This window comes from Naumannella huperziae (genome assembly GCF_054073625.1).
Map to the genome: position 1 here is coordinate 675,298 of NZ_JBSXPH010000001.1, position 12,744 is coordinate 688,041.

The window sequence follows — 12,744 nt, forward strand, 5'->3', positions numbered from 1 at the left end:
ATGGACACCGATGCACGGGGCGGCGATCAGCCCGATGACTGGCGGGTGCGGGCGCTGGCCGAGCTCGGGCTCGGCACGCCGGCCGCGGGGACGCTCGGCGCGGCGGAGCCGACGGTGGCGAGCCCGAGCTGGTGGGGCGCGGACTCGCGTCGATTCCGTGTCGTGGACGGCGATCGGCGGATCTATGTGAAGGTCTGGGAACCCCACGCCGCGCACTACACCGACACCGCCTCGTCGACGGCGGCCGCCCTGGCCGCCGGCAGGGCGGGCATTGGGCCGGAGGTGGTCGCCGCCGACCCGGGTGGTCCCTCCCTGGCGATGACCGATATCGGCGAGACGACCGCAACCCTGGATCGCTTCGGCGACACCGACAGCCGGCTCGAGCTGGCCCGGTTGCGTGCCGCCGTCGCAGACATCGGCACACTGCCCCGGCAACGGCAGCCCCTGGACGAGCCGTCCGAACTGGCGCGTCTCGCCTCCGACATCGGCGCCTGGCTGCCCGCCGATCTCTCATGGCTGCTGCGTCGGCTGGAGCCAGTCGCCGAACGCGTGCGGGCCGAGGGGTGGGACGAGGTCGCGGCACACGGTGACGGCAACCTCAGCAATGTGATGGTCACTGCCGACGGCACGCTGGCGCTGGTGGACTGGGACAGCGCGGCCATGATGGATCCGCTGGCCGATCTGGGCGTGCTGTTGATCGAGGTGTGCCCGGACCGGCGGTCGGCCGCAGAGCTCTTCGAGGCCGCGCGCGGCCGCTTCGACGTGGCCGAGTTCGACCGCGCGAATGCCTACGGCGCGGCCGACCTTCTGCGTTGGGCCCTGATCGGATCGATCGCCGATGCCGTGCAGCCGGGCACCCAGGAGTACTCCAAGTTTGCTGACTGGCAGTTCCTTCGGGCGCGATGGGCGCTCAGCGAGCCCGCCTTCGACGTGCAACTGGGAGGTCGTCGATGAGACCCGATGCCAAGCCGATGGGAACCGCACGCACCAGCGCGGAACGGGCCGCGGAGAAGGTGCTGGCCGGTGTCGAGCAGTGGCGTGGCCGAGAGCTCAGCTATGCGCCGGTGAGCGGCGGGCTGCAGAACAGCAACTGGCGCGTCGACATCGCGGGCGACGACCGCGCGTACTTCGTCAAGATCCCCGGGGCCGGCAGTGATGCCTTCATCGACCGCGGGGCGGCGAACGAGGCCTCGCGTCGGGCCGGCGAGATCGGCATCGGCCCGGAGCTGGTCCTGTTCGATGCGGAACAGGGCGTCGAGGTGATCGAGTTCCTGGAAGGCTACCGGGCGTGCACCAACGGCGATCTGAAGCGGCCCGAAATCTCGCACGAGATCGTCGCCCTCTACCGCCGGCTGAATGCGGCCGAGCCCCTGACGCTGACCAAGACCGTGCTCGACATGATCGACGAGCACCGTGATCAGGCCGCAGAGCTCGGTGTCACGCTGCCGCCGAGCTGGGCCGCCATCGCCCAGGGGTACACCGCTGCGCGGGCAGCCCTGACCGCCTCCGGGCTGGACCTGGTGCCGTGCCACAACGATCCGATGCCAGGCAATTTCCTGATCTCGCCGGGCGGCCCGATGCGGATGGTGGACTTCGAGTTCGCATCCAACAACGAGCGCGCGTACGAACTGGCCGTGATGACCACGGAGATGTTCTACGACGAGGACCTGGTCGCGGAGTTGGTCGAGGACTTCTACGGGGCAGCGAGCTATTCCCTGCTGTCACGTGTGCACGTGTGCGGTGCTCTTGCCGACGTCAAATGGGGACTGTGGGGGGTGGTGAACAGCAGGCTCAACGCGGGGGCCGGGGGCTGGAGCTTCGACTACCACAAGTACGGACTGTGGAAGCTCGCGCGGGCGCGGATGCGGATGGCCGACCCACGGTGGGGCCTGTGGCTGGCGCGGCTGTGACCGGCTATCGGTCTGCCGGCGCGGTTAACCCGGTCACGGTCAACTCGTTCGCGGGCGAGATTGGCGCGCTGCGCCCGGCGGTGCGCGACCTGGTCCGACGCCGGATGGACGTGCTGGCGCCCGCCTATCGCCTGATGTATGCCGAGCCGCTCGACGTGAGTCGCGCGGCCGGGGCGTACCTGTTCGACAGGGACGGCCGCCGCTACCTCGACCTCTACAACAATGTGCCGGGCATCGGGCACAGCCACCCGAAGGTCGCGGAGGCGGTGGCCACTGCGCTGACCGAGGCCAATCCCCACACCAGGTATCTCAGCGAGGCCGTGGTCGACTACGCAGAACGGTTGCTCGAGACCTTCGCCGTGGGGGCCCGGCCGCCGGACCGGGTGCAGTTCTGCTGCACCGGCACCGAGGCCAACGACCTGGCCGTACGGATTGCCCGGGCGGCGGCCGGCCGTGTCGGCGTGATCGTCACCCAGCACGCCTACCACGGCAGCGGCGGGCTGGCGGTTGAGGCCTCGCCTTCGGTGGCGCCGGGTGAGGATTGGGTGTTTGCCGTGCCGGCGCCGCTCGACGGTGACCCGGCGGCATTCGCCGCCTCGGTGTCCGCGGCGGCGGCCGAACTCGATGCCCGGGGCTTCGGATGTGCCGCGCTGTTGCTGGACAGCGCCTTCACCTCCGACGGGGTCGTGACCGACCCGATCGGCCTCCTCGGCCCCGCCTACGCGGCGGCGCGCGCGGCCGGAGGGTTGGTGATCGCCGACGAGGTCCAGCCGGGGTTCGGCCGGCTGGGTGACGGATGGTGGGGTCATGCCCGGCACGGCGTGGTCCCCGACCTGATCACCCTCGGCAAGCCGATGGGCAACGGGCTGCCGATCGCCGCCGTGGTCTCGCGGTCGGAGATCTTCGCGGCCTACGAACCCGCGTACTTCAACACGTTCGCGGGTACGCCGGTCACCGTGGCCGCCGCCCGCACGGTGCTGGACGTGATCATCGCCGATGGGCTGATCGAGCATGCCCGATCCGTCGGCGCTCGGTTGCTCGGCGGACTGCAGGGACTGTTCGGTCCGGCGGCCGTGCGCGGGGCCGGGTTGTACGCCGCCGTCGACATTCACGATCCGGCCGGGCGGCCGGATCCGGCGGCGACGGCCGGCCTGATCGCCGCGCTGCGACGACGACAGATACTCGTCTCGGCCACCGGTCCCGGAGGAAGCACCCTGAAGATCAGGCCGCCACTCGTGGTCACGGAGGCAGACATCGATCACTTCCTCGAGGTCCTGGACGACGAACTGCCCCGCCTCGTCGGCTAGCCGGACCGGGGCCTATTTCCCGCGGTTCATGTACCAGTCGAAGGCCTTGTGCAGGATCGGGTTGATCGGGAGGTCCCACTCGCCCGGGTACTCCACGGCTTCGCCGCCGGTGCCGACCTTGAACTGGATCAGGCCGAGGTGGGGGTCGTCGCCGGCGACGGAGTCGGTGATGCCGCGCAGATCGTAGATCTCACAACCCTCATCGATGGCGTCGGTGATCATCCGCCACTGGATCGCATTGGAGCCGCGTACCTCGCGCTTGTCCGACGTCGACGCGCCGTAGGAGTACCAGGCATGCCGGCCGACCCGCACCCACAGCGTCGCCGCGACCAGATTGCCCTCGTGCCGGGCGAGATAGAGCCGGACCCGGCCGGGATCCTCCTCCCGCATCGCGGCGAACATGTTCTGGAAGTAGCTCAACGCCCGCGGGGTGAACCCGTCACGCTCGGCGGTCTCGACATAGATCCGGTGGAACTCGCCCAGATCGTCCGGGCCGCCCTCGCTCACTTCGACACCGAGTTTCGCGGCCTTCTTGATGTTGCGCCGCCAGAGCTGGTTCATGCCCTTCAGCACGTCGTCGGCGCTGCGCCCCTTCAGCGGCAGCCAGAAGTTGAACTTCGGCTGACCCGCCGCGAAACCCGCGGCATCCTTCGGCGGCTTCCAGCCGAGATGGCGCAGCGTGTGGTGCAGCCGCGCGGCGGCCGGGTCGTGCTCGTCGGGCGGCACGGCCGTCAGGGACCGTACGCCGTCGTCGGCGATCGCCGCCTTGACCGTGTCGGTGCCCCAGCGCCGCGCCACCACCGTCGGGCCGATCCGGATCGCGAACGCGCCGCGCCGGCGCAGGAACTTCGTCAGCGCCTTCAGCGCGTCGGTCACATCATCGCCCGCCCAGTCCAGGACCGGGCCCTCCGGGAGGTACGCGAACCACCGCTTGAGCCGCGGCACCTTGCGCAACAGCACGAGCCCGACGCCGATCAGCTCGCCGTCGGGCGTACCCGAATCACCGGGTTCGCGGAAGAAGCCGATCGATTCGCTGCGCCAGTCCGACTTCACCCGGCCCCAGGCCGGCGTCTGCAGGAAGCTGGCGTCGGCCCGACCGCCGTCGGCGTCCAGGAACGCCAGATGGCGCGACGGATCGATGGGCCTCACGACGATGGTCACACCGCGAGGGTAGTTGGCTCGCTACGCTGGGGCGAGTACGGCAGGATGTGACGCGATGAGGATCGTTGTTCTGACCATCGGGACCGACGGGGACGTCGTTCCGTACGCCGGGCTGGGCGCTCGTCTCGCCCAGCACGGGCACCAGGTGGCGATCGCCACCCATGTGTCGTCCGAGCATGTGGTGCGCGACGCGGGGCTGGAGTTCCGGCGGCTCCCGATGGACATGCGCACCGAGCTGGCCCCCCGCAACGGCCGCTCGGGGATGAATGCATCCCGTTTGCTCTCGGTCTATCGCGAACACTGGGACGAACTGTGCGAGGCGTGCCTGGATGCCTGTGAGGATGCGGACCTGATCGCGGTCTCCGCGCTCGGCGTACCCGGCGTCCACATCGCCGAGGCCAAGAACATTCCCAGCGTCGGTCTCTACCTGCAGCCGCTGGATCCGACGGCGGAGTTCGCGCCGGCGATGGTGACCACGGCCTCGCTCGGCCGACACGGAAATCGGTACGCCGCCCGCGCATTCTCCAGCCTGGGCCAGGCGCCGGTCTACCGCAAGATCAACAAGCTGCGGACCCGGCTGGGGCTGCCGCGGACCAATCCGGACAGTTGGTTCCGCGGGCTGACCAAGCGGGAGTGGCCGATTCTCTATGGGTTCAGCCCGACGGTGGTGCCGAAGCCGGCGGACTGGCCGGAGTTCCGGCGGCCGGTGGGTTACTGGTGGGCGCCCCCGCGCGATCCGGGCTGGCAGCCGCCGGGCGAGGTGATCGAGTTCCTGCGGGCCGGGGAGCGACCCGTGTTCGTCGGGTTCGGGTCGATGCCGGCGGTCGACGGCCAGCGGCTCGCCGAGATCGTCGCCACCGCGTTGCGCTCGATCGGGATGCGCGGGGTGATCCAGGGCGGCTGGTCGAATCTGCGGGTACGCGGTGACGACATGATCACCGTGAGCCGGATGCCGCACGACTGGCTGTTCGCGCAGATGGCCGCGGTCGTGCACCACGGCGGCGCGGGGACCACGGCGGCGGGGCTGCGGGCCGGCGTACCGACCGTGACGGTGCCGTTCGCTGCGGATCAGCCGTTCTGGGCGGATCGGTTGATCAAGTTGGGGGTGTCGCCGGGCTCGGTCGGGGTACGCAAACTCGACGCCCGGATCCTGGCCGAGCTGATCGCCGATGCCGTCGACGATCCTTCCTATGCGGTGCGCGCCCGGAGCGTGTCCGATTCCATCGCCGCCGAGGATGGCGCCGGCGCCGTGGTCGACGAGCTGGAGAAGATCGCCTGAGTGGGTGGCCGTGCGGCGTCACGTCAGGCGGGTGATGTCCAGCTCGGTCGCGCCGCATTCTCGCAAGGCCTCCTCGACGGGAGCGGAGACGGCGAACCAGCAGTTCTGCCCGGGCGTGTGGTTCCAGACATCGGAGTCCGGCCCCGTGCCGTGCACGGCGAACCCACGGTAGCCCTCGCGCGCAATGCCCTTCCTGGCCACGACCTCGACCTCGAAGTCGTGCCAGCCGGAGAAGCCCGCTAGCGCATCGAGGAAGCGCCGCGAGGCGATCTTGGTTAGCTCGGTGGTCCAGAGCAGGTCGCCCCAGCGGTCCCCGTGGGTCTGCACGAAGCGGGGCACGAACCCGAGGCCGTCGGTCTGGCCGTTCGCGATCAGGTCATACGCATCCTCGTGTGGTGATCATGCCGCCCGGTCGGGGTCGGTGGGAAGAGCTGGGTTCGTCGGCGGGATGGTCCAGACTGACCTCCGTGCACGAATCCTCGGTCGAAGACCTGATCGGCCCGGGCTGCCGGCTGCTGTTCGTCGGGATCAACCCGGGGCTCTGGTCCGAACGCGTGGGCGCCCATTTCGCGCGCCCGGGCAACCGGTTCTGGCCGGCGTTGTACCGCGCCGGGATCACCGACCGCCTGCTGGACATGTCGGAGGGGGAGAGCGCGGCCGATCGGGCGTACCTGATCAGGCGGGGCATCGGGATCACCAACTTCGTCGCGCGACCGAGCGCCCGTGCGGACGAACTGTCCCGCGACGAGCTGCGCGTGGGCGCCGAACGCCTCACGCGCTTCGTCGCCGAGCATCGCCCGACGGTGGTCGCCTGCGCCGGGATCACGGCCTACCGGACGGCCTTCGGTCGGCCACGGGCCCGATCCGGCGAGCAGCCCGAAAGCCTGGGCGACGCCCGGCTGTGGGTGGTCCCGAACCCGAGCGGCCTGAACGCGCACGAGACGCCGGAATCGCTCGCGGCGGCGTACCGGGCGGCGGCGCTCGCCGCCGGCGTGATCACGAACCGAGGATGAGCGCCGCGACACCGAACGCCACGGTGGGAATCGCGATGATCGCACCGCGCGCGACGAACTCGGCCCATCGGACCGGTACGCCGGCCGCGCGGCACCGCCCGGCCCACAAGATCGTGGCCAGGCTGGCCCACGGCGTGATCAACGGTCCGGCATTGACCCCGATCAGCAGCGCGGCGGTCAGCCCGGGCGCGGAATGGGTCAACCCCTCCAGAGCGAGGTACGCCGGGAGGTTGTTGATCAGGTTGGCGGTCAGCGCGCCGAGGCCGGCCAGGCCGAGCAACCCGGGCAGGTCGGAGGCCGGGGACCACGTCGCGAGCAGGCCGTCGAGGAAGGCGTCCCGGGCGAGCTGCACCACGACGAACAGCGCCGCGACGCCGATGATCATCTGCCACGGTACGGGCAATCGCCGCAACAGCACCGGGTCGAGGACGGCGGTCGCGAGCAGCAGCGCCGCGGCGGCGAGCAGCGCGGCGAGCGTGACGTCGGCCCCGGCCAGGATGGCCGCCGCCAGCCCGGCCACGATCAGCGTGACGATGATCAACAGCGGCCCGCCGCGCGGCTCGTCGGCGTCGACATCAGGATCGGCCGCCGTCCGCAGCGTGTGCCGGAACATGATCGCCAGCAGCATCGCGGGCAGCACCACGCCGACGACGCCGGGCGCCCACATCAACGCCAAGAAGTCCTGTGTGGACAGAGAATGCGCGGACATGGCCAACAGATTGGTCAGGTTGGAGACGGGCAGGAAGAGCGAGCCGGTGTTGGCGAGCACGACGCAGGTGTAGGCGAACAATCGCGGATCGATCCGCAGTCGACGGGCCAGCGCCAGGACGACGGGGGTGAGCAGCACCGCCGTGGTGTCCAGGGAGAGGAACGCGGTGCATGCCGCGGCCACGACGACCAGGCCGAGCCACAGCACCGGCACCGAGCCGCGGGCGATCCGGGCCAGCCGGTGCGCGAGCGCCAGGAACAGCCCGGCCCGGTCGGCCAGCTCCGCCACCAGGGTCATCCCCAGCAGGAAACCCAGGACAGGCAGCGTGCGCTGGGCCAGTTCGAGCACCGGGGAAGCCTAGTCCTGCGCGCGGACGTCGGTCGTCGCGAGAAGCGCTTCCGCATCCGGGTGCAGCCGGCCGACCCAGACGGCGGTCAGCGGGCGGGTCAGGTCCAGGCCGATGGCCGGTACGCGCAACAGCGAACCCTCGGCGAGATCGTCGGCGACGGCGAGCTCGCTGAGCACCGACGGCGCCAACCCCGACCGGACCGCCGCGCGGATCGCGCTCCCCGTCGCCAGCTCGGCCGCGGGCGGCGCGGGCCGCAACCCCTGCTCCGCCAGCGACCTGGTCAACGTGTCGCGGGTGCCCGACCCGGCCTCCCGCAGGATCATCGGGGTCGCCGCCAGCTCGGCCGCGGTGACCGGATCCCGCCGCTCGGCCCACGGGTGCTCCGACCCGACGACCACGACCAGCCGGTCCTCGCCGAGTGCCCGGCGCGCCAACCCGTCGGGCAGGTCGGGCGTCTCCACCAGGCCCAGGTCTGCTTCCCCGGCGCGCAACCGCGCGAGCACCTGCTCGCTGTTGCCCGAGCCGAGCGCCACCGGCCCGCCACCCGTCCGGGCGTACCGATGCAACCAGCCGGGCAGCAGATACTCCGAGATGGTCTGGCTGGCCGCGACCCGCAGCGGCCCGGCTCCGGAATCGGCCAGCGTGGCGAGGCTGGCCCGCAGCCGGCGCGCGCCGTCGAGGATCGGCCGCGACCACTCGAGCAGCAACTCGCCCTGCGCGGTCAGCCGCGAGCCGGTACGCCCGCGCGACACCAGCTCGGCACCGACCAGGCGCTCGGCGGCGCGCAGCCGCTGCGAGACCGCCTGTTGGGACACGCCCACGGCGGACGCGGCGCCGCCGATGCTGCCGCGCTCGGCGATCGCCTCCAGCAGCTCCAGCGTGGTCAGGTCAGGCACCCGGTCGGTCAGCGACACCGCCCGAGCATCTCACAAGCATCGCTTGTGGCGAGCCAAGGAGCTGCCGCTTCCACGGGTACGCCGCCGCGACGAGGCTGATGCCATGCACCGCCGACTGGACGCCCGCCCCGAGCCGTTGCCCCTGGTCGGCCTCGCGCCCCGCCTGGCCAATATCGGCCCGAACTGGTTCGCCGCGGTGATGGGCACGGCCATCGTCGGCAGCGCGGCCGCTGGCCTCCCGGTGCAACTGCCCGGGCAGCGGGCCGTGGCGACGGGCTTCTGGCTGCTGGCGGCGGCCGTGCTGGTGTTGTTGATCATGGCTACGGCGGGGCATTGGGCGTACCACCCCGAACGCGCGCGCGGCCACCACCGGCATCCGGTACTCGCGCACTTCTACGGTGCGCCGCCGATGGCGCTGCTCGCGGTCGGCATCGGCACGCTGCTGCTCGGTCCCGCGCTGATCGGGATCGGTCCGGCGGTGGCGATCTCGGCGGTGCTGTGGATGCTCGGCACCATCGCCGGGTTGATCAGCGCGGTCGCCGTGCCGTGCCTGGCATTCACCGCACCGAACGCCGAGCGGGTGCCGTTCGCCGGCTGGCTGATGCCGGTCGTGCCGCCGATGGTCTCCGCGACCGGAGCCGGCCTGTTGCTGCCGCACCTGCCGGCCGGCGACGCTCGGGCGACGCTCTTCTACGCCGCGTGGGCGATGTTCGGTCTCAGCCTGATCGCGTCGATCGTGATCATCACCCAGGTCTGGGGATCCCTGCTGCACAACGGAGTCGGGCCCACCGCGATGGTCCCGACGCTGTGGATCGTGCTCGGCCCGCTCGGCCAGTCGATCACCGCCGCCGGCACCCTCGGCCGGGCGGCCGGCGGGGCCGTGCCCGCACCCCTCGCCGAGGTGTTCGCCGGGGTGGGCGTCGCCTACGGCGTGATCACCCTAGGTTTCGCGCTGCTCTGGACCGCGGTCGCGCTGATGATCACGTTCCGCACGGCGCGCGCCGGATTGCCGTTCACGCTGACCTGGTGGTCCTTCACCTTCCCGGTCGGCACCTGCGTCACCGGCCTCAGCGTGCTGTACGCCGAGACCGGGCTGGTCGTCTTCGCCGCGCTCGCCGTGGCGTACTTCGTCGGGCTGATCATCGGCTGGGCCCAGGCCGCGATCCGCACCGCACACGGTGTGGCCACCGGCGCCCTGTTGCGCTGAACGTGCGACCGCCCTGCTACGCCACGTCGGCCAGGATTGCCAGGCCCTCGTGGATCACCGACGGCGGCGAGACCAGCGGTGGCAGCATCCGCACCACGTTTCCGTCCAGGCCACCGACCAGCACCAGCACGCCGGCCGCCAGGCAGTCCCGCCCGACCCGCACCGCCCGGGCCCGGTCCGGCTCGCCGGAGACCGGATCGTGGAAGACCAACCCCCACAACGCACCGCGGCCGCGCAGCGCGACCTCCTTCGGCCGCCGCGCGGCCACCGGACCGAGGCGGCTCCGGAACACGTCGCCGATCGCGCGCGCCCGCGCCGGCAGGTCCAGCTCGCGCATCAGCCGAAGGCTGGCCAGCGCGGCCGCGCAGGACAACGGATTCCCGGCAAAGGTGCCGCCGAAGCCGCCGACCGGCACCCGGTCCATCAACTCGGTACGCCCGACCACCGCCGACAGGGGCAGCCCGGCGCCGAGCGCCTTGCCGACGGTGATCAGGTCCGGTTCGAACCCCTCCTGCTCGTGGGCGAACACCGTCCCGGTCCGGCCGAGGCCGGTCTGGATCTCGTCGGCGATCACCACGATCCCGTGCCGGGCCGCCTGCTCTGCCAGCGCCCGCAGGAATCCGCGCGGCGGCACGACCACGCCGCCCTCGCCCTGGATCGGCTCGACGACCAAGCAGCCGATCGACTCCGGTTCGCGCAGGTGCCGGTCCAGGTAGCCGCCGAAGTCCGCGGCGACGGTTGGCATCGGTAGCCGTTGAACGTCGGGAAGGAACGGCCCGAAACCGTCCTTGTACGGGACCTGTTTGGCGGTCATCGACAGGGTCAGCAACGTCCGGCCGTGGTAGGAGGCGCCCAGCACCGCGATGCCCGGTCGTCCCGTGGCCGCGCGGGCGATCTTGACCGCGTTCTCCACCGCCTCGGCGCCGGTCGTGAACAGCACCGAGCGGTACGCTCCGGCACCGGCGGGCAGCGCGTTCAGCTCGCGGCAGACATCGACGTAGCCGCGGTGGGCGACATGGGAGAAGGCCGTGTGCAGCAGCTTGTCGGCCTGTCGTTGCACGGCGCGGGCGATCACCGGATGCGTACCCCCGAATGCCGAGACGCCGATCCCGGAGGTCAGGTCGACGAGCCGGTTCCCGTCGATGTCGACCAGGTAGCCGTCGCGCCAGGTCCGCGCGAGCACCGACGTCGCCGTCGGGTATCCCGGCGGGACGACCTCTCCTCGTTCCTGCATCACCGCGACGCTGGCGGGGCCGGGCACGTCGGTCAGCAGGCGGATGCCCGGGGTTGCGATCTCGGGGCGAATGCTCACCTGCCAAGCACACTGCACCGGGATCGTGGCCGGCACCGTCGCGCGATGACAAAGGTCGCGCCCCGTCGCTGTCGGGGGATGCCAGTCGCGGTGATCACGTCGCGGTGATCACCCGGGGACCAGCGTTGTGCCCGGGCCGGGGTCGACCGACAGCCGGAGCGCACTGCCGTCGGCACTGATCCGCAGGCCGTCGGCGACCCACGAGCCGGGTGCGCGCTGCGCGAATCGGTGGGTACGCCGGCCCACGGTGGCGACCAGGTCGGTCCCCTCGGCTGTCAGGACGATGTCGACCCCCCAGCCGGGCGCTCGCCACTGTCGATGCCGTGGCGGGTTCAGCCGACGGTCACCGGCCGGCGCGAGCGGGATCCGCGCGCCGAGGTGGTTGCGCAGCGACACCTCGCCCCGTTCGGCGAACACCCCGAGCAGGGCGCCGTCCGCCGCGGCCACTCCCTGGGTCACCGGCCGCGCCGCCCGCGCGTGGCCGTCAACCTCCAGACCGGACTGGCCAACGGTGACGACGACGCCGTCGGCGGACTGCCAGGTCCCCGACACCGCTCGGGCGGCCGGGTCCCTCGGGGCTGGCCGGGCAGGGGGTCGGCCACCGGTCAGCCCGAGCAGCAGCCGGCCGGCGATGGCGTCCGCGGCGATGTCCGCGCGATTGGCCAGCACGGCCACCCCGACCCCGCTGCGCCGATCGAGCACCAGGAACGACCGGAACCCGTACGCGCTGCCGCTGTGCCCGATCACCTCGTCGCCCAGGTCGTCCAGATGCCAGATCCCGGCCCCGGTGCTGAGCGCCCGGCCGTCGGTGCGGTCACGCCGGACCAACACGTCGCGCAGTCCGCCACCGAGACCGATCCCGCCGTCCAGGAAGGACAACCAACGCCCGAGGTCGGCGAGCGTGGTGGTGATCGCGCCGTCGCCGACAACGGCCTGGTCCTGATCACGGCGGACCAGCTCGCCGCCACCGGTCCCGGCGTAGGAGCTGACGAGGTTCGTGATCACCGCCCCGGGCCGGTCCCGCAACGCCGAGTGCGACATGCCCAACGGGTCGAAGATCAACTCCTGCAGCAGCGCGGCCAATCGATCACCGCCGAGCCGCTCGGCCGCGGCGGCGAGGAGCAGATAGCCGCTGTTGCTGTAGTGCGGTTGACCGCCGGGCACGGCGACGCCGGCCAGCGCCAGCGCCAGCTCCACGGCCGCATCCATCTCGGCGGTCTCGGCCCGTCCTCGTCCGGCGGCGGTCAGCACGTCGAGATAGTCCGCGATGCCGGCGCGGTGCGTCGCGCAGCGCCCCAGGGTGAGTCCGGGGTCCAGACCGGTCGCGCCGAGGGCAGCGGCAACCGGGGTGCGCAGGTCGGCGCCGAGCCGGAGGAGGGTGGCGACGGTGAACTGCTTGGACACCGACGCGATGTCGAAGACCGAGTTCTCGTCGAGGGGCACACCGAGCTCGACGCTCGCCAGTCCGCGCGCCGCGGCGCCGATCAGTTCGCCGTGGACATAGCCGCCCACGACCGCGCCCGGACCGTGCTCGTCGACGCCGTGCTCGTCCAGAACCTGTTCGGCGAGCACGGTCGCCGACCCCGCCATCGGGCCGCCGC

The 12,744-nt window shown here is 71.7% G+C and carries 12 protein-coding genes; 6 read left to right on the forward strand and 6 right to left on the reverse strand.

Translation table 11 applies throughout. The features are described from left to right. From ACXDC7_RS03215 to ACXDC7_RS03225, 3 genes are read left to right on the forward strand one after another with little or no spacing between them, the layout of a single operon-like run. Window positions 1-954: a phosphotransferase family protein gene (locus ACXDC7_RS03215; RefSeq protein WP_459221159.1), complete on the forward strand. Its 954-nt coding sequence runs from the start codon at window positions 1-3 to the stop codon at window positions 952-954. 17 nt (window positions 955-971) lie between these two features. After that, entirely contained in the window at window positions 972-1,910 is a 939-nt protein-coding gene (locus ACXDC7_RS03220) for a choline/ethanolamine kinase family protein (protein WP_218843759.1), read from the forward strand. Beyond that, the gene (locus ACXDC7_RS03225) at window positions 1,892-3,217 is read left to right on the forward strand and encodes an aspartate aminotransferase family protein (RefSeq protein WP_459221160.1); all 1,326 of its coding nucleotides are present in this window, start codon (window positions 1,892-1,894) and stop codon (window positions 3,215-3,217) included. The genes ACXDC7_RS03220 and ACXDC7_RS03225 overlap by 19 nt, the downstream gene beginning before the upstream one ends. A 12-nt stretch (window positions 3,218-3,229) precedes the next feature. Here the strand turns inward: ACXDC7_RS03225 and ACXDC7_RS03230 are convergent, their stop codons facing one another. Beyond that, window positions 3,230-4,378 (reverse strand): lipid II:glycine glycyltransferase FemX, encoded by a 1,149-nt coding sequence (locus ACXDC7_RS03230; RefSeq protein WP_459221161.1) that lies wholly within the window; start codon window positions 4,376-4,378, stop codon window positions 3,230-3,232. Between the two features lie 55 nt (window positions 4,379-4,433). Between ACXDC7_RS03230 and ACXDC7_RS03235 the strand changes: the two genes are divergently transcribed. Next, window positions 4,434-5,657 carry a glycosyltransferase gene (locus ACXDC7_RS03235; RefSeq protein ID WP_179444850.1) on the forward strand — a complete coding sequence of 408 codons (1,224 nt, stop codon included), beginning with the start codon at window positions 4,434-4,436 and terminating at the stop codon, window positions 5,655-5,657. 18 nt (window positions 5,658-5,675) lie between these two features. Here the strand turns inward: ACXDC7_RS03235 and ACXDC7_RS03240 are convergent, their stop codons facing one another. After that, on the reverse strand, window positions 5,676-5,996 hold the full coding sequence (locus ACXDC7_RS03240) for a hypothetical protein (protein ID WP_459221162.1): 321 nt from the start codon (window positions 5,994-5,996) through the stop codon (window positions 5,676-5,678). A 128-nt stretch (window positions 5,997-6,124) separates the two neighbouring features. Here ACXDC7_RS03240 and ACXDC7_RS03245 point away from each other — a divergent pair, with 128 nt between their 5' ends. Further along, window positions 6,125-6,670, forward strand: coding sequence for a mismatch-specific DNA-glycosylase (locus ACXDC7_RS03245; protein ID WP_459221163.1), 546 nt, complete (start codon window positions 6,125-6,127; stop codon window positions 6,668-6,670). On the opposite strand, the gene ACXDC7_RS03250 is transcribed toward ACXDC7_RS03245, so the two are convergent. Both ACXDC7_RS03250 and ACXDC7_RS03255 read right to left on the reverse strand, forming a co-directional pair. Beyond that, window positions 6,654-7,727, reverse strand: coding sequence for an SLC13 family permease (locus tag ACXDC7_RS03250; RefSeq protein ID WP_459221164.1), 1,074 nt, complete (start codon window positions 7,725-7,727; stop codon window positions 6,654-6,656). The genes ACXDC7_RS03245 and ACXDC7_RS03250 overlap by 17 nt on opposite strands. Window positions 7,728-7,736: 9 nt before the next feature. Next, window positions 7,737-8,642, reverse strand: a complete 906-nt coding sequence (locus ACXDC7_RS03255) for a LysR family transcriptional regulator (RefSeq protein ID WP_459221165.1) — start codon at window positions 8,640-8,642, stop codon at window positions 7,737-7,739. 85 nt (window positions 8,643-8,727) lie between these two features. Here ACXDC7_RS03255 and ACXDC7_RS03260 point away from each other — a divergent pair, with 85 nt between their 5' ends. Continuing rightward, the gene (locus ACXDC7_RS03260; protein ID WP_459221166.1) at window positions 8,728-9,831 is read left to right on the forward strand and encodes a TDT family transporter; all 1,104 of its coding nucleotides are present in this window, start codon (window positions 8,728-8,730) and stop codon (window positions 9,829-9,831) included. A 16-nt stretch (window positions 9,832-9,847) separates the two neighbouring features. Here the strand turns inward: ACXDC7_RS03260 and ACXDC7_RS03265 are convergent, their stop codons facing one another. Together ACXDC7_RS03265 and ACXDC7_RS03270 are read right to left on the reverse strand one after the other, a co-directional pair. Further along, entirely contained in the window at window positions 9,848-11,143 is a 1,296-nt protein-coding gene (locus tag ACXDC7_RS03265; RefSeq protein ID WP_459221167.1) for an aspartate aminotransferase family protein, read from the reverse strand. Between the two features lie 108 nt (window positions 11,144-11,251). Then, entirely contained in the window at window positions 11,252-12,733 is a 1,482-nt protein-coding gene (locus ACXDC7_RS03270; protein WP_459221168.1) for a serine hydrolase domain-containing protein, read from the reverse strand. Window positions 12,734-12,744 lie beyond the last annotated feature (11 nt).

Bases quoted from the DNA above. Each gene is read 5' to 3' on its own strand.
- ACXDC7_RS03215 (WP_459221159.1), top strand. From the start codon at position 1: ATGGACACCGATGCACGGGGCGGCGATCAGCCCGATGACTGGCGGGTG.
- ACXDC7_RS03220 (WP_218843759.1), top strand. From the start codon at position 972: ATGGGAACCGCACGCACCAGCGCGGAACGGGCCGCGGAGAAGGTGCTG.
- ACXDC7_RS03235 (WP_179444850.1), top strand. From the start codon at position 4,434: ATGAGGATCGTTGTTCTGACCATCGGGACCGACGGGGACGTCGTTCCG.
- ACXDC7_RS03260 (WP_459221166.1), top strand. From the start codon at position 8,728: ATGCACCGCCGACTGGACGCCCGCCCCGAGCCGTTGCCCCTGGTCGGC.
- ACXDC7_RS03270 (WP_459221168.1), bottom strand. From the start codon at position 12,733: ATGGCGGGGTCGGCGACCGTGCTCGCCGAACAGGTTCTGGACGAGCAC.